We start from the raw sequence: 21,388 nt of genomic DNA, 5'->3' as shown, positions 1-21,388 counted from the left end.
GGAGGTGATCACACGTTGAACGGGAAACGGCTTCAATTCAAAGCGGAGGGAATGACCGACCAGGGCATTTTCACCGGGCACGCTTCCGTGTTCGGCATTGTAGACCTGGACAATGACGTGGTGGAGCCGGGGGCGTTTGCGGACACCATCAGCACCGGCGCAGCTGCGGACGGCGTCCTGATCTTCGGCCAGCACGAGGACAAGAAGATCCCCCTGGGCAGGTCCCTGGAACTGCGCGAGGACGCGCAGGGCCTGTTCATCAAGGGACAGATCAGCGACACCGCAGCGGGCCGGGACTACCGGCAGCTGATCAAGGACCACGTCCTGGACCGCATGTCCATCGGCTACATCGCCCGGGACTACACCATCGACGAGCAGGGGGTGCGCCACCTGCGGAAAGTGGACCTGTTGGAAGTTTCTATCGTCAATTACCCCGCCAATACCGAGGCGAGGATTGAAAGCTACAAAGGAGGAAAACAACCTATGAAAGACACCGAGACCAAGACCGAGGCCAAGACCGAGACCAAGGAGGCCCCCACCACCCCGTCTGCCGGGCTGACCGAGGAACAGCTGCAGGCGCTGTTGGAGCAGGCCGCCGAAGCCGGGGCCGCCAAGGCCCTGAAAGCCATCGCCCCGCCCGACGACGAGGCGAAGGAGGACCCCCCCACCGAGGAAGGCAAGGCCGAAGGCTGCGAGGAAGGCACCAAGACCGCCGACGAGGGCAAGGGCAAGGAGGCCAAGGCCGCCACCCGGCCCGCTGCTGCCGTGCAGCGCAAGTATGCCAGCATCTACATGAACACCGGCGCGCAGCAGAAGGAGGAAAAGTCCGGCCTGCCCGCTGGCATCGGGTGGGTGCGCTTCCAGAAGTGCATGATGCGGGCAAACAAGGACTACGACATCGCCGCCCGGATCGCGCAGAAGGAGTACGGCGACACCTTCCTGGAGCGCCAGATCAAGGCCATGAGCGCCACCAGCCCCACGGACGGCGGCTACCTGGTGCCGGAGGTGTACGCCAGCGAGATCATCCCGCTGCTGCGCGACAAGGCCATCGTGCTGCGCCTGGGGGCCACCACCCTGCCCATGGACAGGGGCAACATCAACATCCCCAAAATGACCAGCGGCGTCAGCGCGTCCTATGTGGGCGAGCGCCGGAAGGCCAAGGCGTCCTCCGCCAAGTTCGGGAACCTGCGCCTGTCCAGCAAGAAGCTGATGTGCAAGGTGCTGATCAGCAACGACCTGATCCGCTCCAATGCCTACGGCGCGGACCAGCTGATCCTGAACGACGCCACCACGGCCATGGCCCTGGCTATGGACCGCGCGGCCATCGCGGGCAAGGGCACCGAGTACGAGCCGCTGGGCCTGCTGAACATGAAGGGCATCCCCACCGTGGACATCGGCGGCGCGCCCGACGAGACCACCACCGGCAAGATGCTGGCGAAGCTGATCCAGAACAACGCCGACACCACCAAGCTGGGCTGGGCCATCAACGGCTTCGCCTGGGAGAAGTTCTACAACGTGATCCAGGAAGCCAGCGGCCTGTACCTGTACCGCAGCCAGATGGACAGCGGGAAGCTGAACGGCCACGACTTCGCCATCAGCAACCAGCTGCCCGTGAGCGCCGGGACCACCAGCGTGATCCTGGGCAACTGGAGCGAGTACATGATCGGCCGCCAGGGCAGCATGGAGAGCGAGATGTTCCGCGAGGGCACCGTGATCGACGAGGAAGGGAACACCGTCAGCGCCGTGGACGAGGACTGCACCATCCTGCGGATCATCGACCTGCACGACTTCGGCGTCCGCCACGAGGAGTCCTTCGCCATCGGCACCGGCCTGACCGTGTCCTAACGGCCAGGGAAAAGAAAGCGAGGTAAACAAGATATGAAACGCGCACTTTTCAACGGCAGCAAGGTGCTGCCCTATACCAGCGGCGACGCCATCGACCGCAGCGGCTTCCTGTCCGCTGTGCTGGCCGTCAAGGCGGCCGCACAGGGCGAGGTCAGCGTGGCCGTGACCCACTGTGACACCCAGGGCGGCAGCTACACCGCCGTGGACGACCCCCGCCTGTTCGTCGGCTGCACCGGCAAGGTGGACGAGGCCCAGTCCGAGGACGTTGTCGTGTTCAACATCGACCTGCTGGGCTGCAAGCAGTTCGTGAAGCTGACCACCAGCGGCGCGGGGGCGGCGGAGGCCCCCTGCGCGCTGGTCCTGGGCGACCCGGCCAAGGCCCCGGTGGAGGGGGCGAACCTGGGGGAATAACTGGCCGTGACGCTGTGCGTGTCACGGCCGGAAAACAGCCCCTGTGTGTCGAGGGCAAGCAGCTGGACGACCTGATCGACGGCCCTGCCACCATTGAGTGGACCGGCATAACTGGAAACGTAACCGCCAAGCTAAAGCACATTGAGGGCTGGGAAGAATTTAACCCGACCAACGCCACCGAGCAGGAGGGCCACTTCTTCGCCATCACGCTGGACGCAGCCTACACCGGCAAGCCTGTGACTGTTCGCAGGGCGGACGGCACGGAAAAGACGGCCACCGACCGCAACTGGATATTGCGGGTGCCGGACACCGGGGCGCGGTTCACGTTTATCGTGGACGGGAAGATTATCTTTGTTTTGACCTTCGCCGGGGCCACCCTGGAAGCCTGAACGGGAGGGCAAGAGAATGGGCGGAAACACCAAAGCGACCCTGCGCACCAATGCCCTGACCACGCTGGAGGCGTTGAAGCAGATGCTGGGCCTTGACCCCGACGACACCAGCAGCGACGACATCCTGGTGCGGCTGATCAATCAGGCGTCCGCGTCCATTGAGCGCGCCCTGGGCAGGAAGCTGCGTCGGTCCACCTACACCCAACAGCTAAAGGGGACCGGGAACCAGTATCTTTTGGTGGAGAATTACCCCATCATTGAAGTGGAGTACATCAAGCAGGCCGGGGAGATCATCGACCCCGGCCTGTACGATATAACCGAGCAGGGCCGCGCTGGCGTGATTTACAAGGACGACGGCTGGACCTACTACGGGTACCCCTACGGCCTGGCCGGGGACGCCATCACCGGCAGCCGGAACATCGAGGTGCGGTACACGGCCGGGTATGTCCTGCCGTGGGAGGCCACCGAGGAAAACCCGGCGACCCTGCCCGCCGACCTGGAGGGGCTGGTCCAGGAAATGGTGGAGTATGCCTTCGGGAAGCTGCAAACGGGCGGCGGGGCTGGCTTGAAAGCCTTCTCCATCAGCGACGTGCGGTGGGAGTGGAACGACACCACCCCGGCCAGCTGGCAGGACATCATCGACCAGTACAGGCGGGTGTGGCTGTGAAACACGTTACACCGATACGGGACGACTGGACCCCGTGGTACAACCGCACCAAGGCCGAACTGGAGAAGCTGGGCCGCGCCGAAATCCATGTGGGCATCCTGGGCACCGCAGACAGCGAACTGCTGACAATCGCCGCTGTGCATGAGTTCGGCGCGACCATCCACCCGAAAAACGCCAAGAACCTGGCGATCCCCCTGCGGCCTGACATGAAGGGGAAAAGCCCCCGCGACATCGAGGGGGCCTTCTTCCTGGACAACGGGGAGAACCGCTTCATCGTCCGCAAGAAGGGGAAGAACGGCGACCGGCTGGAGTTCCTTTTTTTACTGCTGCCGTCCGTGACCATCCCGGAGCGGTCCTTCATCCGCGCCAGCTACGACGGCGGGAAGGACCTGCTGGCGAAGGCGTGCGAGAACGCCGTCCGCCGCGTGATCGTGGGTGAGCTGACGGCGGAGCAGGCGTGCCACAATATCGGCACCGCAGCTGTCGCCATGGTCAAACGGTACATGCGCACCGTGCAGCCAGCAAAAAGCAGCCTGACCCTGGCAAGCGCGCCGGGCAAGACCGCCCCGCTGGTGCAGACCGGGCGGCTGCGGGACAGTATAACCTACGAGGTGACAGGACTATGAACAGGAAGTTCGGGCAGCCCATGCTGCCGCGCGGCATTCTGCACGACATGGAAGAACTGCGGGCGGCCCCGGCCGACTACGACCCGAAGAACGGCGGCCAGTGGACCGGGGGCGCGGTGGAGCGCGTGAAGTTCAAAGGCTGCGTACTGCCAGTGTCGGAGGCGGACTGGAAAACGGCCCCCCAGGGCACATTCACGCAGGACAGCCGCAAGGTCTACACAAACGGCCACGCGCTGCGCATCGGCGGCGAGGTCTACGACCCGGACGACGGCCAGACCTACAAAGTCACCGGCGACCTGAACCACGGCAGCATCAGCCCCATCAGGCGGTTCGTGGTGGAACGCAAGGGGGTGGCGGCCCAGTGACCCAACGCCAGGTGCGCAACATCGTGGTCAATGCCCTGTATGAGTTCCTGGGCGGCCCGAAGGTGGTGCTGTCGGACCAGACCATGCCGGAAGCGGAGTGCCCGTATATTTACTATCAAAGCGTGCAGCAGCGCATCCCCGGCCCGGCGAACGTGACCGGGCAGCTGGACGCCGAAGGGCAGAGCATCACCAAGACCCGCAGCGAACACGCGGAGACCACCTACAGCTTCACGGCTTGCAGCTTCAACCGCACCGGCCCGGACGGCGAGGCAATCAGCGGGGACGATGAGGCCCTGGACCTGGCCGACCGCGCCCAGGGCTTTTTCCTGTTTACCGGCAGGCAGCTGCTGGCCGACCAGGGCGTCGTGGTGGTGAGCGTGGAGAACACGCAGGCCCGCAGCGCCTTCAACATCGACGAAACCGACCGGCGCTACGGCTTCGACGTATTGCTTCGCTATGAGCGCCAGGACACCCGGACAGTCCCCACGATGGAACTGCCCACCATCTACATGAAGGAGGAATAAATCTTGCAGGACATTATCGTTTATATCGCCCTTGACACCGCAGCGGCGGAACGCGAAACGCTGGTGCCCCTGATCCTGTCCTTTGAGGGCGCGGCCCCTTACAAGGAATACAACAAGATCGAGGACGTGCAGCAGGACTTCTCCAGCGCCAAGTCCCCCACCGCCCTGGCCGCTGCGGCCCTGTTCGACCAGATCAAGGTGGAGAACTGCCCCGGCCGCACCAAGAAGGTGGCCGTGCTGGGGCTGGAGGCGGAGAGCGAGGCGCAGGCCGTCACCACCGCCCTGGACACCCTGCGCGAGACCCACGACGACTGGTACTTCCTGTACCCCACCAAGGCCGACGCGGCCATGATCGCCGCCCTGGCGAAGTGGGCGGACGCCACCGTGCTGACCCAGGCCCAGCTGGAGGCCGGGCAGGTGGAGTCCGAAAAGTTGCTCTTTGTGCAGACCACCGACAAGGAGGCCATCACCGAGGACGTGAAGAAGTGCCGCCAGACCGTCGTCTGCTATAACCACGACGCGGAGAACAGCTGCCTGCCTGCCGCCTGGATCGGGCGGGTGGCCCCCCACTACCCCACGGCCGTGACCTGGAAGTGGAAGGAACTGTACGGCATCCCCGTGACCGACGAGGACGGCGTGGACCTGCAGGATATGCTGGAGGGCCGGTACAACCTGTATATCAAGAACCACGGCCGCGAGTACACCAGCGAGGGCATCTGCGTGGACGGCGACTTCATCGACACGGTGATCGGGCGCTGGCAGATCAAGCGGACCATGCGCACCAAGCTGGTGAACCTGTTCGTTGACACCGAGCATATCGGGTACGACGACGAGGGCTTCACGCAGGTGGCCCAGGAAGTGATCGCCGCGCTGGACGAGGCCACCGCCAACGGCATCATCTTGCAGCAGGACAAGAAGGGCGTCTATACCGTCAACATCCCCACCCGCGCCGACGCCACCGAGGAACAGGCCAGGAACCGCATCATGCCCCCCATCACATGGGAGGCCACCGTGCGCGGCGGCGTCCATGGCGTCCGCGTGAACGGCGTCCTGACCGTGGCCCTGACCGGCGCGTCCAGCTAAGAAAGGAGATAGAACGACATGACATTCGACCCCGAAAAGATCACCCTGCTGGTGGACAATGCCGCCGTCACCGGCTACGCGGACGGCAGCAGCGTCAAGGCTGACCGCAACAACGACGACATCACGCCGCAGACCGGCATCCAGGGCGACACCGTCTACACCCACAATGCGGACAGATCGGGCACCATTACCTTCAATCTGTTCTCCACCAGCGCGTCCCTGGTGCGGCTTCGCCGCCTGGCACAGCAGCGCAAGGCGGTGGCCGTCACGCTGCGCAACGCGAACAGCGACGGCGGCTTCATCGTTTCCAGCCAGGACTGCCGCATCCTGAAAACCCCCGGCTTCGAGGGCGGCACCAATGCGGCGTCCATCGAGGTGCGCATCCATGTGCCGGTGATGGACTTCGCCAGCTGATGGGCCGCCGTCAGCGCATCCCCCCGTATCAGCGGGGCACACTTCCAAAATACAACCGGGAGGGCATGGTAACATGCCCTCCCAACATTCCAGAAAGGTGGTTTAGAGCCAAAATGGCAAGACGTGAGACCGTGAACGTGCTGGGCGTTGATTATGAATTGCAGAGCGTGACCCCCCAGTGGTACTTCGAGACCAACGACAAGTGCGGCATGACCGGGGGCACCCGCGACACCGCCCGGTATATGGACATCATGTTCAAGAACGTGGTGATCAGCCCGCCCGCTGTGGCGGCCAAGGGGCTGAAAGCCTTCGAGGAAGCGGAGGACATCGAGACCCCGGAACTGCTGATCCGGGAGATCGAGCGGTTTCTTCGACCGGGAAAGAAATCCGGAAGCGGCGAGAGCAAGGGCGGAACGAAATAAACAGTTCTGGTTCATGCTTTTCGACGGCGACGGCCTGACCTATGAGGATTTGAAAAACATGGACTTCGCGGAGTACACCGAGTGCGTCACCGCCAAGACCATGTTCGTGCAGCACCTTGAAGCACTAAGAGACAAGAACAACAAAAAGGGGGGGTTCTAATGGCAGACAGCCGCAGCCTGTCCTTCGGGGTACAGTTCGGGACGGACACGGCACCCCTGGATGAACTGAACGAAAGACAGCGCCAGGCCCAGGAAGAAGCGGAGCGCACGGCGGAGCAGCTGGAGCAGATCGGCACCAGCCTGACCGGCATCGGCACCAGGGCTTCCAGCGCCTTCAACGGCGTGAGCGGCGCAAGTGAGAAGATGGGCACCAGCGTGCGCAGCGCCATGCTGGAGAGCATCAAGAACGGCGACAGCCTGACCAAGACGCTGCGCACCGGCATAGGCGCTGCCGTTTCCAATGTCCAGGACAAGATCAAGGGCATGGGAGCGGCCACCAAGAGCGTGGCGTCGGACATCGGCAACGCCTTCCGCCATCCCATCCAGACCATAAAGGCCACGCTGGGCAACGCCCTGAACGACGCCCAGCGCGAGGCCGAAGAACTGGGCGACCAGGCCGACAGGACCGGGGGGCAGCTGGACAACATGGGCAAGACCGGCACCAGCGCGGGCGAGGGCCTGATCGGCACGCTGAAAAAGCTGGCTATAGCTGCCACCGCCGTGGCGGTGGTGAAGAAGGCAGCCGACACCATCAAGGAGTTCTGCGGCGCTGCCATCGAGGCCGCAGCGTCGGCGGAGGAAACGGCATCGAAATTTGACACCGTTTTCAAAGACGCCGCAGACGACACGGCGGCCTGGGCCGAAAACTTCGCCGCAGCTGCCCACCGAAGCAAAAACGAGGTGAAGGGGTTCCTGGCCGACAGTGGCGCGATCTTCACCGGCATAGGCATGGGCGCGGAGGACGCCGCGCAGATGTCTGAAATGATGACCAGCCTGTCCTATGACCTTGCCAGCTTCAACAACCTGGCCGACGAGGACGCCTTCGCCAAGCTGCGGTCCGGCCTGATGGGCGAGGCCGAAGGGCTGAAAAGCATGGGCATCGTGCTGAACGACACGGCCCTGCAGCAGTCCATGATGAACATGGGCATCCAGGGCACATTCCAGGAACTGGACGAGGCCACGAAGGTGCAAGTCCGCTTCAACGCGATCCTGGCGCAGACTTCGGACGCCCAGGGCGATGTCACCCGGACGGCCGGTTCCTACACCAACAGCCTAAAGGGCGTGAAGGGCATATGGGCCGACTTCCTGGCGACCGCTGGCGCGCAGTTCACGCCGGTGCTGACCAACCTGTTCAACACCATCATCGAAGCCTGGCCCACCATCGAACCCATGCTGATGCAGCTGGTGGACCTGCTGGCTGACGGACTGTCGCAGGCCGTCCCCATCCTGATACAGCTGGGCAGCCAGCTGCTGCCTATTTTCTGCGACGCCCTGTCCGTCGTCTTTCAGGTGATCCAGCCGCTGATCCCCGTGATCGGCCAGCTGGCGTCCACGCTGCTGCCGCCGCTAATTTCCATCATTTCCATGCTGGCGTCCACGCTGCTGCCGCCACTGACCCAAATCCTGAACGTGGTGTGCAACGACATTTTAGTGCCGTTTATGCCAATTATCGCAACTATAGCCCAGGCGATACTTCCGCCCATCGCGCAGCTGCTGGGCCTGGTGGCCCCTATTCTCCAGGCCATCGCCCCCATCTTGCAGGTGATCGGCCAGATACTGACCGTCGTGGCCGACGTGATCGGGAAGATCATCGGCTGGGTGGCGAACGGGATCGGGGCCGTGGTGGACTTCTTCGGCAGCATGTTCGGCGGCGCGAAAGACGCAGCCACCGGCATGGACGACCTGGCCGAAAGCACCAGCAACGTGGCGTCGTCCATCCCTGACCTGGGCACCATCGAAATGCCCGAAGTTCAGATCCCCGACACCAGCGCCTACACCAGCACCATACAGACCGCCATGGACACCACGCCCATCATGGCGGAGGAAAGCTGGGGCGCTGCGAAAGAAACAGCCAGCAGCGGCCTGGCGGAAATCGGCACCACGGCCACCGACACCTACGGGGCCATGGCGGAGCAGGCGGAGAGCGCCTGGCAGCGCATGGGCAACGCCGCCACCAACGCCGTGACCGCCACCATCGCGCAGCTGCAACGGCTGAAAGAGGCCGCCAACAATGTGGGCACTATTGCCATCGGCACCACCGGCGTGACCACTACGTCCATCCCCGGCCACGCGCGAGGCACCGACAACTTCGAGGGCGGCCTGACCCGCATAAACGAGGAAGGCGGAGAAATGGCGATACTGCCCAGCGGCAGCAAGATCATCCCCGCCGACCAGACCGACAACATCATCAACGCGTCCCGGCACAGCAAGTCCCTGACCTTCGCCCCCACCATCACCATCAGCATGAGCGGCAACGCCAGCGACGAGGAAAAGGAACAGACCAGGGCGTGGTTCATGCAGATGTGCCGCGAAGCCTTCCAGGCCATGCAGGACGAGGACAGCGGCATCGAGGCGCTGCAGGCGTCCCTGGCATAAGGAGGTGGCCCCATGTCCTACATACTGATGGGCGACAGCGGCACGGTGGTTTTTGAGCGCACCGGCACGGTGAGCGAGGAAAGCCCCACCATGTCCAGCCAAGTGACCAGCAACCCCATCGAGGGCGGCGGGAAGATCACCGACCACGCCGTCCTGGATGCGATAAAGTTCAACATCAGCGGGGTGGTGGCGGACGCCACCGCCTACGCTACCCTGGAGGCCATGTGGCGGAACCGGGACCTGCTGACCTACCGAGGCACCGAAGCCTTCGACAATCTGCTGATCACCAGCCTGCGCAGGACCCGGAAGCCCGACAACCTGGAGGGCTACACCTTCACGGTGGGCTTCCAGCAGATCACCATAACGTCGGCGGCCTTTGTCGATGTGAAGGCCCCGAAAATGAGCCAGCAGGACGCCGCCGCCCCTAAGAGCAAGGCGGCCAGCAAGTCCGCGAAGCCCACCACGCAGAACGGGCTGGTGACGACGACCAGCGACTACGCGTCCTACGTCGCCAGCTTCTCCCCTTCCAGCGTGAACCAGTCCGTGGCGACCGGCAGGACGAACCCCAGCTACGCCGGATATAACAGGAAGGCGGTGGCGCAGTGAAGCTGATCGAGAACGGCCGACAGGTGGAGTATATCGACGTTGACAGCGACCGTGTGCCGTGCGCGTTACTTGTAAAGCTGACGGACCGCACCTACCGCCTGACCTTCCGCTACAACGAAGAAGGGGACTTCTTCACCGTGGACCTGGAAACCAGCAGCGGCGGCAGCTATTCCCCGCTTGTGTTCGGCGAAGTGCTTCGCTACGGCAAGCCGCTGTTTGAGGCGTTCAACGACGAGCGATACCCCCTGCCGGTGATTTGCCCCGTATGCCTGACCGGCGACGACATCGACGCCATCACATGGGACAACTTCGGCCAGCAGGTGCGCCTGTACCTGTTCGACCGGGTGGGGGGTGGCAGCTGATGCGCATGTGGCTGCGGCAGGCCACCCTGACCCTGGGCGGCAACCGCTACACCCTGGACGGCCTGAACTTCACCTTCAAGGTGCAATTTGAGGACCGGCCCAAAGTATCCACGGCCCAGCTGGAGGTCTACAACCTGGCCCCGTCCACCCGCGCGTCGCTGAAAAAGGGCGACCCCGTGATCATCACGGCGGGCTACCAGGACGACATGGGCTGCATCTTTGTGGGGGCCGTCGCTGACTTCTCCCACGACTTCAACAACCTGGACGTGATCACCAAGATAACAGCAGCGGACAGCCTGGAGGAATGGCTGGGCACCTATGTGAACAAGACCTACAAGGCCGGGATGTACGCGGCCGACATCATCGACGACCTGCTGAACATCTTCGGCGTGGAGGTGGCGATGGTGAAGCTGGCGGTCAATAAACACTATCCGGGCTGCCGCGTCTGCCGGGGCAAGCTGAAAGACGTGCTGACCGAGATCGCCTGCAGCGACTGCAAGTCCAGGCTGGTGATCCGCTGCGGCCAGATCATCATAAACCCGCCGCAGGAAGGAGTCACCACCGGCTACCTGCTGACGCCGCAGACCGGCCTGCTGAAAGCGTCCTCCAAATCGGAGGCGCAGAGCATCACCACAAAGACCACCGCAACAGATAAGACCCGCAGCCAGCAGGCAGAGGACGAGGGCAACGCCACACGATCCTGCCTGCTGAACTATCACATCGGCGTGGCCGACGTTATCACGATCCAGGACAGCCAGACCAACGGCAGCTTCCTGGTGACGGCGGGCACCCACGAGGGCAGCCGCAGCGGGAACTGGCAAACGACTGTGGAGGTGAAACCGGCGTGAGTTTTGGAAGCAAGCAATCAGACCTGCGCGCAGCACAAAGCGAAAAGGACCGGGCAGCTGTCCGCGTTTCCATGCCGGTGCAGGTGCTGGCCTTCTATCCTGACAGCATGACGGTGGACGTGCAGCCGCTGATCAAGGAGCGCATCGACGGCCAGTACGCCAGCGCGGCCCCGCTGATGGGGCTGCGCGTGGCCTGCCTGTGCGCCGGTGAGTATGTGGTCCGCCCCTGGTACAAGCGGGGCGACATCGGCTGGGTGATCGTGTCCGACTTCGACGCCGACGCCGTGATGCAGAGCGGCAAGGAGGCAGAGCCGAACACCGAGCGAAACCACGCGCCGGAGGACGGCCTGTTCATCGGCGGGGTGTGCCCTGCCGGGACGGCCCCGAAGGGGCTGCCCGACGAGGCCCTGGTCCTGGCAGCTGGCGGCGTTTATGTCGCCATCAAAAAAACCGGCATCGAAATCGTGGGCGACATCAAGATCACCGGCAACATCACGCAGACCGGCCGGGCAGATGTCACCGAGGACGTGGTGGCGGGCGGCAAGAGCCTGGCGACACATAACCACCCCGGCGACAGCGGCGGCATGACCGGGCCGCCAAACTAAAGGAGGCAGCATGGACGACAATCGCACATTGAGAATTGACCCGGCCACCCATGACCTGGTGCTGGACAGCGAGGGCACCATGGAGATGATCAGCGGCGCAGAGACCGTCGCCCAGTGTGTCCGCCTGACCCTTGAAACATTCAAGGGCGAGTGGTTCCTGGACACCGACCACGGCACCGACTACCCGCAGATCATCGGGGACGGCACCGGGGACCCTGAAACCGTCCTGCGCACCGCTATCTTCCAGGAAACCGGCGTGCAGCACATTGACAGCCTGAACGTGACCAGGCAGGGGCGTGAAATCGCCGTGGACTTCACGGGGCGGCTGAAAGACGGGACCACTATCAGTCTGGAGGTGAGAGCATGAACGAAAACTGGGGCCTGACCGAGAACGGCTTCCTGCGGCCGTCCTACATCGACCTGCTGGACGCCTTCGAGGTAAAGGCCAAGGAACTGTTCGGCAGCACCGTGAACCTGTCCGTGCGCAGCCCGCTGGGCATCTTCCTGCGCATCTTCGCCTGGTTCGCCGGGCTGGCCTGGCAGCTGGCGGAGGATGTCTACAACAGCGGCTTCATCGACACGGCGGCGGGCATCAGCCTGGCCCGCCTGGGCGCTTTTATCGGCATCCGGCTGCTGGCAGCGCAAAAGGCCACCGGCACCCTACAGATCACCGGCGACCCCGGCGCTGCCATTTATGCGGGCTTCATCACGCAGGCCCGGAACAATCAGCGGTTCGTCACCCTGGAGGACGTGATCATCGGGGAAGGCGGCACCGTGACCGTGCCGATCCAGGCATACGAGGCCGGGCCGGACGGGAACGTGGAGGCCGGGGCCATCGACACGGTGATCACCCCACTGGCCGCCACCATCGCCGTCACCAACCTGGAGGCGACGGTGGGCGGCAGAAACCGCGAGACGGACCAAGAGTTCCGGGAGCGGTACATCAAAAGCGTGGACAAGCCGGGCGGCAGCAATACCGACGCCATCAGGGCGCAGCTGCTGGAGACCCCCGGCGTCGTCACCGCCGTGGTGTGGGAGAACGAAACCGACACCGAGGACGGTGACGGCCTGCCGCCGCATAGCGTGGAGGCCATCGTCTACGGCGGCACCGACAGCGACGTGGCCGCAGCCATACACGCCCGGAAGGCTGCGGGCATCCAGACCCACGGCGGGCGCAGCGCCCAGGTGACAGACGCCAGCGGAAGGCAGCGGACGATCCACTTCTCCCGGCCCACTTCGGTGCCCATCTATGTGCGCATCACTAAGCTGGTGACAGGCGACGGCTACATGGGCGACGATACCATCAAGGCCGCCATCGTGGCCCACATCGGCAGCGACGCGGAGGACATGGCGGCGGCCGGGCTGGCAATCGGCGAAACCGTCTATTATAACCGCCTGATGTGCCCGCTGAATGAGACGCCGGGCGTGGTGGACTACAGCCTGGAGATCAGCACGGACGGCAGCAGCTGGAAGCGCGAAAACATCCCCATCAGCGCCCGCCAGAAGGCCGTCACCAGCGCCGACAAGGTGGAGGTGTCCAAGTGATCAACCTGCTGTTGAAGATGCTGGAGAGGCTGACAGGGGGCTACACGAAGGACCCCAACAGCATGATCGGGCGGCTGTTCCGCATCTTTGCGGAGTCCCTGTGGGGCATTGAGGACACCCTGCAGGTGATTGCCGTCTGGCGGGACGTTGACAACGCCAAGGGCTACACGCTGGACCGCATGGGGCGGAACTTCGGCGTGGCCCGCGATGGAGCCACCGACCGCTTTTACCGGCTGATGATCAAGGTGAAGATCACGGCGCTGCTGTCTGGCGGCGACGTTGACACCGTGATCACGGCCGCCAGCGTGCTGTTTAATATCGACCCGGCCAAGGTGGAAGTTGTCGAACTGTTCCCGGCCAAGTGCCGGGTGATCATGGACGAGGCGGACATCGACCCGGAATATGTGGCCTATGCCGGGAACACCGCCCCGATAGTAAAGCGCATCATGGCGGCGGGCGTGGGCCGCGAGGTCTACTTCCGCACGCCCAAAAAGGTGACGGGGACCCTGTACGCAGGCGCGGGCCGCCTGGAGGACATCACCGTCACCGTCCAGCCCTACACAAACAGCTTCACCGCCAGCGGCGGCGTGTTCTTCGCTGGGGTACTGTTTGAAAATATCACCATCAACATCAAAACAAAGGAGGACTAAATCGTGGAAGGTTCCGTTATCACGGAAAAGGGCCGCGCCCTGCTGGGCAAAATCCTGGCGACCGAGGGCACCCTACACATCAGCGGCGCGCAGATCGGCGACGGCGACCTGCCGCCCGGCACACCGCCCGCGTCCATGGATGCGCTGTCCCACTATGTGATGGACGCCACCATCGTGGACATCAGCAACCCCGCAGCGGGCGAAGTCAAGGTGGCCCTGCAGGTGCTGTCCGAAGATGTCGCCGTGGCCTTCATCGCCAAGGAGGTGGCAATTCTGGCGGAGGACCCCGACGAGGGGGAAATCGTCTATTGCTATGTCCCCATGCAAGAGGACCCGGTGCAGATGCGGGCGGCGGGCGATGTCGTGGGCAAGCTGCTGACCCTGGAGATCAGCCTGATCGTGTCCAATGTCGCCAATGTGGAGGCCACCATCAGCCCGGAAAGTCTGGTGCGCCGCAAGGAACTGGAGAAGTACGCGCTGGTGACGCATTCCCATGTGATCGCCGACATCCAGGGCCTGCAGGAAATGCTGACGCAGTTCCAGAACGACATCGACCTGCTGAACGACCTGGTCAGCGGCGACATGCCGGGCGGCATCACCTTCGCGCTGGACTTCGCGGCGCTGTCCAACGTCACCGTCCTGGACGGTGTGTGGGAGCCAGCGGGCCAGTATATCCGCGCATGATCAGGGTGGCCTGCGGCGACGACGAGGCCAGCTGCCTGATCGCTTCACTTATAGCGGAAACCGTTACACCCTGCCCTTGCGAGGGCGGCCCGCTTCGCATCTGCGGCAACGGGCCGGACGGCCAGCACGTTGAAGTGCGCGTCCTGGGCGGCGGCGTCTATGAAATCGAAGGGCCGACCGCTGAATATGTCGCCAAGATAAGGGGAAGGAGGTGCCTATTGTGAACAGGCCGGACAACCGGCACAAGCCGGACCAGGAATTGACCATCATATCGAAGGCCAAGGACCTGGTAAATGAAACCCTGCACAGAACCGCGAAGTTCCCGAAGCGGGTGCGCTTCAACATATCCAACCGCATGGACGACCTGGCCCTGGGCATCCTTCGGGACATTATCACGGCGAACGAGATCAACCCCGACCAAGAGCCAGACCCGGCGCTAAAGAGGGCCGCGCAGCGCCAGCGGAATGCGTTACAGACGCAGGCGCTGACCGGCTGCAAGGTGCTGCTGAACTTCATGGACATAGCCCTGGAGCAGCAGCTGATAGACCAGCGCGTCGCGGAATACTGGACGAAGCGGGTGCTTGATGTCAAATATATGGCGGCCGCCTGGAGGAAGAAGGACGCCGCGCGGTTCAGATAAAACCGCGCTTCCGTGGGGTGGGCTTTGTAAACTGGAACTGGTTTTTGCGCTCGCCGAATGCCGGGAATGCGAACAACGTGCGCAACTGCAATACTTCGGGGGCCGAGAGTAACAACAACGCGTACAACGGCAACTACGGCGTCCGCCCGCTTCGATGGAACACCGCGACCGAGTAACCGAAAGGCGAAAGCAGAGGCCCATCTATCAAAGGAAAGCCCATCCCGTCCAACGAAAGGAGGACTAACACATAATGCCGACGCCCTGCACCGCGCCTTTTGCGAGGGTGCGGGGCTGCCTGCGGCATCAGCGAGGCCATGACCGACTATGAAAAACTGTGCGACTGGGCCAATCTGTACGAGGCGTACCGGCTGGCCCGCCGTGGCAAGCGATGGAAGAACGCGGTGGCGAAGGTGGAGGCGTCCACACTGGAGGCCATAGCCCTGCTGCAGCGGGAACTTCAAACCAAGACCTACCGGCCCGGCGGCTACCGGGAATTTTATGTGTATGAGCCGAAAAAACGGCTGATCCAGACCAACAGCTTCAAGGACAAGATCGTGCAGCATGTCTTTTGTGACCAGGTGCTTTATAAAGCCCTGACCCGGCCCTTCATCCTTGACAACTATGGCAGCCAGATCGGGAAGGGCACACACTTCGGCCTGGACCGGCTGCGCCATTTCCTGCGCGACTACTACCGCAAGAACGGCTTTTCCGCTGACGGGTGGGTGCTGAAGGCGGACATCCGCCACTATTTCCAGTCCATCCGGCCGGACATCCTGAAGCGGGACGTGGCCGCGCAGCTGCACGACCCCGACTGTCTGGCGCTGGCCTATATGATTATAGACAGTTCGCCGGACCCGCTGGGCATCCCCATCGGCAACCAGTCCTCCCAACTGTTCGCGCTGCTGTACCTGAACCAGATGGACCACATCATCAAGGAGCAGCTGGGCTTCAAATGGTACGGGCGCTATATGGATGATTTTTATATTATCTGCAACAGCAAGGAACGGCTGCAGGAGGCCCTGGTGGTGATCCGCCAGCACCTGGCAGAGCGGGGCCTGGAACTGAACCAAAAGACGCAGATTTTTCCGCTGCGCAACGGCCTGGACTTTTTGGGGTTCCATACTTACATCGACGACCACGGCAAGGTGATCAGGCGGGTGCGCAAATCCAGCAGGGACCGCATGAAGCGGAAGCTGCGGAAATATGCCGCCCTTTATGCGGAGGGCAAGATAACCCGCAAAGAGATCACCGACAGCTACATCAGCTGGCGCACCCATGCCATGCACGGGAATTGCAGGCAGCTGGTGGCGAAGTATGACAACATCGTCAGATCCATTTTTGAAAGGAGTACCGACAATGCCCAAAAAAATCAGCGCCCTGGCGGTGGGGGCTAAAGTATGCGACCCGCTGTCCAAATACTACGGCGCGCCGGTGTACTTCCTGGTGGCCGATAAGAACCACCAGGGCTACCCGCAGAACAGCACCACGCTGATCACCGAGAAGATCATCGCCCTGAAATGCTTCGACGCCACGGAAAACGGCGGCAACAGCGACCGGCAAAACTACGGGAACAACCGCTGGAGCCTGTCGAACCTGCGCCAGTGGCTGAACAAGTCCGGGACGAACTGGTTCGTCGCGCAGCACGGCTACGACCGCGCCCCGGCCAACAGCTACGTCTGGAGCGGCTACAATGCCTATAATACCGAGGCGGGCTTCCTGACCGGCTTCTCCCCCCAGTTCCTGGCCGCGATCCTGAAAACGACCGTGACCACGGCGATCCCCAGCGTGGACGGCGGCAACAGCGAGACCACCACCGACAGCTTCTTCCTGGCAAGCAAGGCGGAGGTGGGCCTGGGCGCGGAGGGCAGCATCACCGAGGGCACTCTGCTGCCCCTGTTCAACAGCAACAACAGCAGCCGCCAATGCACCTGCACCCCGCAGGCCATCACCAACAGCAACTACACCAGCAACCCCAAGACTTCGGACTACTGGAACTGGTTTTTGCGCTCGCCGAATGCCGGGTATGCGAGCTACGTGCGCGACTGCTATGCTTCGGGGGCCGAGAGTGACGACAGCGCGTACTACGGCCGCTACGGCGTCCGCCCGCTTTGTAATTTGTCATCTGATACCTTGGTATCTGACAACGTGAACAGCGAGGGGTACTACGAAATCCAGTGGAACAGCGCCCCGACCCCGCCCCCCGGCATCACGATCCCCAGCGAAGTGCGCAGCGGCAAGACCGCGAACGTCAGCTGGGCCGCGTCGGTGGACCCCGAAAGGGACCCCGTGACCTACAGCCTGGAGCGGTGGGACAACGTGAAGAACGGCTGGGCCGTGATCTACACCGGCGACGCGGTGCAGTTTGCCGACCAGGGCGTGACCACCGCCATGGACCAGGTGCAGTGGAGAGTCCGGGCCAAGGACAGCAAGGACGCATACAGCGAGTACACGACCAGCGAGAAAAGAACGGTGGTCCATAACGCCGACCCCACCGTGTCCGGCGAAGATACCGACCTGGGGCCGGTGGCGTCGCCGCCGTCCCGCACCTTCACCGTGGGCGACACCGACCAGGGCGACACCCTGACCGTGATCAAGAGCCTGGACGGCAGCGAGGTGGGCCGCATCGACCAGGCCGTGCGGCAGCAGGAGTACACCTTCGCCCTGACCCTGGCCCAGTTCGCCAGCCTGGCGAACGGGCAGCACACCATGGAGATCACCGTTACCGACAGCGCCGGGAACAGCGCCACCAGGAAGATCACCTTCACCCGGAACGTCGCCTTGGTGAAGGTGCAGCGCGCCCCCATCCCCACAGACGCCAAGGCCGAAAAAATCCTTGTTTCCGTGCGCTACCTGGGCGCGGAGGAAGGGCTGACGGTGGAGGCGTGCAACAATGCGAACGACGTGGAGCCTGCCTGGGAGCAGGTGACGCCGGGCCGCAAGCACCTGTTTGCCAATGACACCAAGACCGACGAAAGCTGGGCCGTGGGCCTGCGGGTGACGCTGAACAAGACCCACGGCTTCGACACCGTGGCGCTGTATGGCGTCAGCGGTTCCTATCTGTAAAAGGAGGGCACAGCATGAACAGCAAGACACTGACCGAGGCCCGCGCCCTGGCGGCGCATGAAGGGGCAGCGGAACAGGAACACCTGTGGGCGGCCATTCTGGCCGTCCACGAGGCCCTGGAGGCTGGGGGGCTTCCTGGCCTTGCTTCCATCCATGTGGAGCGCGCGAAGGCCGCCCTGCTGCGTTCTGGAGGCAAGAGCGCCGGTGACTACACCGACGCAGAACTGCGCGCGATCGCTGTCACTGACGGCGTGCGCGTTTGGTCCCAAATCACCGGCACGATCTACAAGAACGAAACAGTGGTAACGGACGACGGCGACTTCTACATCTGCCTGCAGCAGCACATCAAGGAGGCCCGCCTGGTCCCCGGCACCCTGGAGGGCCGCACGCTGTTCCGGCCTATCCGGGAAGAACCGAAGGACGGCGGCGTGCTGGACTTCATGTGGGGCGAGTTGGTCCCCTTCGGGGCCAAGAGGCGCGACCCCATCGACGGCAAGGTCTACACCCCCATACACCCCGAAGGCGTCACCCTGTACGAGCCACACTACCCCCACCTGGTCCCGTCTGAATACAAGCTGGTGGAGGACGACGACGGCGGGGGCGGCGACGGCGGCGACGACGGCAGCCCGAAGCGGTGGGCAGACCTGCCCGACCAGCACCTGTTCAACGTGGGCGACCGCTTTACCGACTACGGCAAGACCTACGAAGTGCTTCGGCAATTCTACAAGCAGGACAGCTACCGGCCGCCCGCGCTGATTGATGATTATTACAAGCTGGTGCAATAAGGAGGGCAACCCATGGAAAAGCAAGGCATTGACGTGTCCACATGGCAGGGCGTTATCGACTGGCCGAAGGTGAAGGCCGGGGGCATCGACTTCGCCATGATCCGCGTGGGCTTCGGCAGCCCTACCGGCGACACCTGCACGCTGGACAAGACCTTCATCGTGAACATCACCAGCGCCCTGGATGCGGGGGTGGACGTGGGCGTCTACTTCTACAGCTACGCCACCAGCGTGACCGCCATCAAGAAGGAGGCCGCGTGGGTGCTGTATCAGCTGGTCCCCTACGCCGGGCGCGTCCTTTACCCGGTGGTGCTGGACCTGGAGGACCAGACGCAGCGCAGCCTGGGGAAAGCTACCCTGACCAGCATGGTGGCCGCGTTCTGCGAGGCCATCGAGGGCGCGGGCTGGTACGCTATGCTGTATTGCAATCTGGACTGGTGCCGCAACAGGCTGGACATGGACGCCCTGAAAGTCTACGACCTGTGGCTGGCCCAGTGGGCTGCGGCCCCGTCCAACGCCTACACCTTCGGCATCTGGCAGCGCAGCAACGTGGGCAGCGTGCCCGGCATCAGCGGGAACGTGGACCTGGATGTGGCGTATAAAGACTATCCCGCGATCATCCGGCAGGCGGGGCTGAACGGCACCAAGGCCGCCGCGAAGGATAAGCCCCAGGCAGCTGCCCCCGCGCCGGTGGACGGGAAGATCAGGACCGCCAGCGAACTGGTGGCCCAGGCGGTGAACATCGCCAAGAACTACGACACCCTGTACGTCATGGGGTGCTTCGGTGCCCCGCTGACAGGCAGCAACGTGACCCGCTACTGCAATAACCACTCCTACAACAAAGCCCCCGCCCGCACCGCCATGATCAAGGCCGCCGCGAATAAAAACTCGCCCGTCTATGGCTTCGACTGTGTGTGCTTGATCAAGGGCATCTTGTGGGGCTGGTGCGGCGACGCCAGCAAGGTCTACGGCGGCGCGCAGTACACCGCGAACGGCGTGCCGGACATCGGGGCCGACAGCATGATCAAGGTGTGCCCCTACACGTCCACCGACTTCACCAAGATCGTGCCCGGTGCCGTCACCTGGATGTCCGGCCACATCGGCATCTATATCGGCGACGGCCTGGCCGTGGAGTGCAGCCCGAAGTGGGCGAACCGCGTGCAGATCACCGCCTGCAACTGCACCAAAAAGGGCTACAACCGCAGGAACTGGACCAAGTGGGGGCTGCTGCCATACATCACATACCAAGAGGACAAGGAGGACGACGAAATGGATGAAGAAAAGCTGCGGGCCATGATCCGCGAGACTGTCGAGGAAGTCCTGGACGAAAGGGACCCCATGATCACGGACCTGCGGGACGTGCCCAGCTACTGGCAGGCCGCTGCGAAGGCCATGCTGGAGTCCGGGGCCGTCAACGGCGGCACCAGCGCAGAGGTGAACCCCACCGACCTGAACATGCGCCGCGAGACCTTCAAGGCGGCCGTGGTGGCCGTCACCTACACCGACGCCGTGGCCGCCAAAATCGGGGCCGAAAATGCCCCCGAAAATGACGCCGAAAACGGCGAGGAAAACACCCCTTGAAACGCGTTAAAAACCGCCCCAAAAAGGGCGGAAAAATAAGGAGGAAAACCTATGAAAAAAAGACTGTTTCCCATGCTGCTGGCCCTGCTGATGCTGCTGGCCCTTGCGGGGTGCGCTACCGCCACCAGCGAGGGCGGGGGCGACCCCATCGCCACCGAGGCGGCAATCGTCGCCCTGGACATCGCGGCCACCGCTGCCACCGCCCTGATCGGCGTCGTGGGGGCGTGGGCGCTGGCGAAGATCGGCCAGAACAAGAGCCTGTCGAACCTGCAGGCCGCCATCAAACAGGTGATTGACGCCGCCCAGCTGACGGTGGGCGAATTGCAGCAGACTGTTGTCGTCGGACTTAAAGAGGCAGCGCCGGACGGCAAATTGACACCGGCGCAGATCGAGGACCTGAAACGGAAACTTTTGCAGAAAACGTCGGAGAAGCTGACAGCGCCTGCGGTGCAGCTGCTGGAGGCGGCGAAGCTGGATGTGAACGCGCTGATCCAGGGCGCTGCGGAGGACATGATCAACAACATGCACACCGCTGCCACGCTGCTGGCGGAGGACGTTATCATCGAATAAAAAGCAGGAAGGGCGGCCGTGAATATAACGGCCGCTCTTCGCGTTTTTTATTCATGCGGATTTTTTGACGCGTACTGCGCGCAGTTTGCCAGCGAGCGCGCGCCGCTACAC

Annotated in this window: 27 protein-coding genes; all 27 read left to right on the top strand. The window is 63.3% G+C overall.

Annotation, left to right across the window (positions count from 1 at the left end; genetic code table 11):
* Window positions 1-15: 15 nt before the first annotated feature.
* The 27 genes from Q0Z71_RS15020 (at window position 16) to Q0Z71_RS14895 (ending at window position 21,277) form a co-directional block, all read left to right on the top strand.
* Window positions 16-1,845: a phage major capsid protein gene (locus Q0Z71_RS15020; RefSeq protein WP_298024530.1), complete on the top strand. Its 1,830-nt coding sequence runs from the start codon at window positions 16-18 to the stop codon at window positions 1,843-1,845.
* Between the two features lie 33 nt (window positions 1,846-1,878).
* Window positions 1,879-2,256: a hypothetical protein gene (locus Q0Z71_RS15015; protein ID WP_298024527.1), complete on the top strand. Its 378-nt coding sequence runs from the start codon at window positions 1,879-1,881 to the stop codon at window positions 2,254-2,256.
* A 14-nt stretch (window positions 2,257-2,270) separates the two neighbouring features.
* Window positions 2,271-2,645, top strand: coding sequence for a hypothetical protein (locus Q0Z71_RS15010; RefSeq protein ID WP_298024525.1), 375 nt, complete (start codon window positions 2,271-2,273; stop codon window positions 2,643-2,645).
* A gap of 16 nt (window positions 2,646-2,661) precedes the next feature.
* Complete coding sequence (locus tag Q0Z71_RS15005) at window positions 2,662-3,312, top strand: head-tail connector protein (protein ID WP_298024522.1); 651 nt, start codon at window positions 2,662-2,664, stop codon at window positions 3,310-3,312.
* On the top strand, window positions 3,309-3,938 hold the full coding sequence (locus tag Q0Z71_RS15000) for a hypothetical protein (RefSeq protein ID WP_298024519.1): 630 nt from the start codon (window positions 3,309-3,311) through the stop codon (window positions 3,936-3,938). The genes Q0Z71_RS15005 and Q0Z71_RS15000 overlap by 4 nt, the downstream gene beginning before the upstream one ends.
* Window positions 3,935-4,303 carry a hypothetical protein gene (locus Q0Z71_RS14995; protein WP_298024516.1) on the top strand — a complete coding sequence of 123 codons (369 nt, stop codon included), beginning with the start codon at window positions 3,935-3,937 and terminating at the stop codon, window positions 4,301-4,303. Before Q0Z71_RS15000 ends, Q0Z71_RS14995 begins: the two co-directional genes overlap by 4 nt.
* On the top strand, window positions 4,300-4,827 hold the full coding sequence (locus tag Q0Z71_RS14990) for an LIC_12616 family protein (protein WP_298024513.1): 528 nt from the start codon (window positions 4,300-4,302) through the stop codon (window positions 4,825-4,827). Before Q0Z71_RS14995 ends, Q0Z71_RS14990 begins: the two co-directional genes overlap by 4 nt.
* Before the next feature lie 3 nt (window positions 4,828-4,830).
* Complete coding sequence (locus Q0Z71_RS14985; RefSeq protein ID WP_298024510.1) at window positions 4,831-5,910, top strand: DUF3383 family protein; 1,080 nt, start codon at window positions 4,831-4,833, stop codon at window positions 5,908-5,910.
* 18 nt (window positions 5,911-5,928) lie between these two features.
* Entirely contained in the window at window positions 5,929-6,324 is a 396-nt protein-coding gene (locus Q0Z71_RS14980; RefSeq protein WP_298024507.1) for a phage structural protein, read from the top strand.
* Between the two features lie 113 nt (window positions 6,325-6,437).
* Window positions 6,438-6,746 carry a hypothetical protein gene (locus Q0Z71_RS14975; protein WP_298024505.1) on the top strand — a complete coding sequence of 103 codons (309 nt, stop codon included), beginning with the start codon at window positions 6,438-6,440 and terminating at the stop codon, window positions 6,744-6,746.
* 13 nt (window positions 6,747-6,759) lie between these two features.
* On the top strand, window positions 6,760-6,906 hold the full coding sequence (locus tag Q0Z71_RS14970; protein ID WP_298024503.1) for a hypothetical protein: 147 nt from the start codon (window positions 6,760-6,762) through the stop codon (window positions 6,904-6,906).
* Entirely contained in the window at window positions 6,906-9,341 is a 2,436-nt protein-coding gene (locus tag Q0Z71_RS14965) for a hypothetical protein (RefSeq protein WP_298024501.1), read from the top strand. The genes Q0Z71_RS14970 and Q0Z71_RS14965 overlap by 1 nt, the downstream gene beginning before the upstream one ends.
* A gap of 12 nt (window positions 9,342-9,353) precedes the next feature.
* Entirely contained in the window at window positions 9,354-9,947 is a 594-nt protein-coding gene (locus Q0Z71_RS14960) for a phage baseplate protein (protein ID WP_298024499.1), read from the top strand.
* Window positions 9,944-10,309, top strand: coding sequence for a phage baseplate plug protein (locus tag Q0Z71_RS14955; RefSeq protein ID WP_298024497.1), 366 nt, complete (start codon window positions 9,944-9,946; stop codon window positions 10,307-10,309). The genes Q0Z71_RS14960 and Q0Z71_RS14955 overlap by 4 nt, the downstream gene beginning before the upstream one ends.
* Complete coding sequence (locus Q0Z71_RS14950) at window positions 10,309-11,157, top strand: phage protein (protein WP_298024495.1); 849 nt, start codon at window positions 10,309-10,311, stop codon at window positions 11,155-11,157. The genes Q0Z71_RS14955 and Q0Z71_RS14950 overlap by 1 nt, the downstream gene beginning before the upstream one ends.
* Complete coding sequence (locus tag Q0Z71_RS14945; RefSeq protein WP_298024493.1) at window positions 11,154-11,762, top strand: Gp138 family membrane-puncturing spike protein; 609 nt, start codon at window positions 11,154-11,156, stop codon at window positions 11,760-11,762. Before Q0Z71_RS14950 ends, Q0Z71_RS14945 begins: the two co-directional genes overlap by 4 nt.
* 10 nt (window positions 11,763-11,772) lie before the next feature.
* Window positions 11,773-12,129 carry a hypothetical protein gene (locus tag Q0Z71_RS14940; RefSeq protein ID WP_298024492.1) on the top strand — a complete coding sequence of 119 codons (357 nt, stop codon included), beginning with the start codon at window positions 11,773-11,775 and terminating at the stop codon, window positions 12,127-12,129.
* Window positions 12,126-13,307, top strand: a complete 1,182-nt coding sequence (locus Q0Z71_RS14935) for a baseplate J/gp47 family protein (protein ID WP_298024491.1) — start codon at window positions 12,126-12,128, stop codon at window positions 13,305-13,307. The genes Q0Z71_RS14940 and Q0Z71_RS14935 overlap by 4 nt, the downstream gene beginning before the upstream one ends.
* Entirely contained in the window at window positions 13,304-13,957 is a 654-nt protein-coding gene (locus Q0Z71_RS14930; protein ID WP_298024489.1) for a hypothetical protein, read from the top strand. The genes Q0Z71_RS14935 and Q0Z71_RS14930 overlap by 4 nt, the downstream gene beginning before the upstream one ends.
* 3 nt (window positions 13,958-13,960) lie before the next feature.
* The gene (locus Q0Z71_RS14925) at window positions 13,961-14,641 is read left to right on the top strand and encodes a phage tail protein (protein ID WP_298024487.1); all 681 of its coding nucleotides are present in this window, start codon (window positions 13,961-13,963) and stop codon (window positions 14,639-14,641) included.
* 220 nt (window positions 14,642-14,861) lie between these two features.
* The gene (locus Q0Z71_RS14920) at window positions 14,862-15,281 is read left to right on the top strand and encodes a four helix bundle protein (RefSeq protein ID WP_298024485.1); all 420 of its coding nucleotides are present in this window, start codon (window positions 14,862-14,864) and stop codon (window positions 15,279-15,281) included.
* Between the two features lie 17 nt (window positions 15,282-15,298).
* Window positions 15,299-15,457, top strand: coding sequence for a DUF6273 domain-containing protein (locus tag Q0Z71_RS17170; protein ID WP_363316734.1), 159 nt, complete (start codon window positions 15,299-15,301; stop codon window positions 15,455-15,457).
* A 138-nt stretch (window positions 15,458-15,595) separates the two neighbouring features.
* A complete protein-coding gene (locus tag Q0Z71_RS14915; RefSeq protein ID WP_298024483.1) occupies window positions 15,596-16,675 on the top strand; it encodes a reverse transcriptase domain-containing protein in 1,080 nt (359 codons plus the stop codon).
* Window positions 16,638-18,344 carry a DUF6273 domain-containing protein gene (locus Q0Z71_RS14910; RefSeq protein ID WP_298024481.1) on the top strand — a complete coding sequence of 569 codons (1,707 nt, stop codon included), beginning with the start codon at window positions 16,638-16,640 and terminating at the stop codon, window positions 18,342-18,344. The genes Q0Z71_RS14915 and Q0Z71_RS14910 overlap by 38 nt, the downstream gene beginning before the upstream one ends.
* A gap of 14 nt (window positions 18,345-18,358) precedes the next feature.
* On the top strand, window positions 18,359-19,129 hold the full coding sequence (locus tag Q0Z71_RS14905) for a hypothetical protein (RefSeq protein ID WP_298024479.1): 771 nt from the start codon (window positions 18,359-18,361) through the stop codon (window positions 19,127-19,129).
* A gap of 12 nt (window positions 19,130-19,141) precedes the next feature.
* On the top strand, window positions 19,142-20,707 hold the full coding sequence (locus Q0Z71_RS14900) for a glycoside hydrolase family 25 protein (protein ID WP_298024477.1): 1,566 nt from the start codon (window positions 19,142-19,144) through the stop codon (window positions 20,705-20,707).
* A gap of 51 nt (window positions 20,708-20,758) precedes the next feature.
* The gene (locus Q0Z71_RS14895; RefSeq protein ID WP_298024475.1) at window positions 20,759-21,277 is read left to right on the top strand and encodes a hypothetical protein; all 519 of its coding nucleotides are present in this window, start codon (window positions 20,759-20,761) and stop codon (window positions 21,275-21,277) included.
* The last annotated feature ends 111 nt before the right edge of the window (window positions 21,278-21,388 follow it).

Source organism: uncultured Dysosmobacter sp. (assembly GCF_947631635.1).
Taxonomy (GTDB): Bacteria; Bacillota; Clostridia; order Oscillospirales; family Oscillospiraceae; genus Oscillibacter.
The sequence above is the reverse complement of the archived record's forward strand: the minus strand, read 5'-3'. Positions and strand labels throughout refer to the sequence as shown.

What these genes read in the sequence shown, in the direction of transcription:
- Q0Z71_RS15015 (WP_298024527.1), top strand. Translation starts at nt 1,879, where the DNA reads ATGAAACGCGCACTTTTCAACGGCAGCAAGGTGCTGCCCTATACCAGC.
- Q0Z71_RS15005 (WP_298024522.1), top strand. Translation starts at nt 2,662, where the DNA reads ATGGGCGGAAACACCAAAGCGACCCTGCGCACCAATGCCCTGACCACG.
- Q0Z71_RS14995 (WP_298024516.1), top strand. Translation starts at nt 3,935, where the DNA reads ATGAACAGGAAGTTCGGGCAGCCCATGCTGCCGCGCGGCATTCTGCAC.
- Q0Z71_RS14980 (WP_298024507.1), top strand. Translation starts at nt 5,929, where the DNA reads ATGACATTCGACCCCGAAAAGATCACCCTGCTGGTGGACAATGCCGCC.
- Q0Z71_RS14975 (WP_298024505.1), top strand. Translation starts at nt 6,438, where the DNA reads ATGGCAAGACGTGAGACCGTGAACGTGCTGGGCGTTGATTATGAATTG.
- Q0Z71_RS14970 (WP_298024503.1), top strand. Translation starts at nt 6,760, where the DNA reads ATGCTTTTCGACGGCGACGGCCTGACCTATGAGGATTTGAAAAACATG.
- Q0Z71_RS14965 (WP_298024501.1), top strand. Translation starts at nt 6,906, where the DNA reads ATGGCAGACAGCCGCAGCCTGTCCTTCGGGGTACAGTTCGGGACGGAC.
- Q0Z71_RS14960 (WP_298024499.1), top strand. Translation starts at nt 9,354, where the DNA reads ATGTCCTACATACTGATGGGCGACAGCGGCACGGTGGTTTTTGAGCGC.
- Q0Z71_RS14950 (WP_298024495.1), top strand. Translation starts at nt 10,309, where the DNA reads ATGCGCATGTGGCTGCGGCAGGCCACCCTGACCCTGGGCGGCAACCGC.
- Q0Z71_RS14940 (WP_298024492.1), top strand. Translation starts at nt 11,773, where the DNA reads ATGGACGACAATCGCACATTGAGAATTGACCCGGCCACCCATGACCTG.
- Q0Z71_RS14935 (WP_298024491.1), top strand. Translation starts at nt 12,126, where the DNA reads ATGAACGAAAACTGGGGCCTGACCGAGAACGGCTTCCTGCGGCCGTCC.
- Q0Z71_RS14915 (WP_298024483.1), top strand. Translation starts at nt 15,596, where the DNA reads ATGACCGACTATGAAAAACTGTGCGACTGGGCCAATCTGTACGAGGCG.
- Q0Z71_RS14910 (WP_298024481.1), top strand. Translation starts at nt 16,638, where the DNA reads ATGCCCAAAAAAATCAGCGCCCTGGCGGTGGGGGCTAAAGTATGCGAC.
- Q0Z71_RS14905 (WP_298024479.1), top strand. Translation starts at nt 18,359, where the DNA reads ATGAACAGCAAGACACTGACCGAGGCCCGCGCCCTGGCGGCGCATGAA.
- Q0Z71_RS14900 (WP_298024477.1), top strand. Translation starts at nt 19,142, where the DNA reads ATGGAAAAGCAAGGCATTGACGTGTCCACATGGCAGGGCGTTATCGAC.
- Q0Z71_RS14895 (WP_298024475.1), top strand. Translation starts at nt 20,759, where the DNA reads ATGAAAAAAAGACTGTTTCCCATGCTGCTGGCCCTGCTGATGCTGCTG.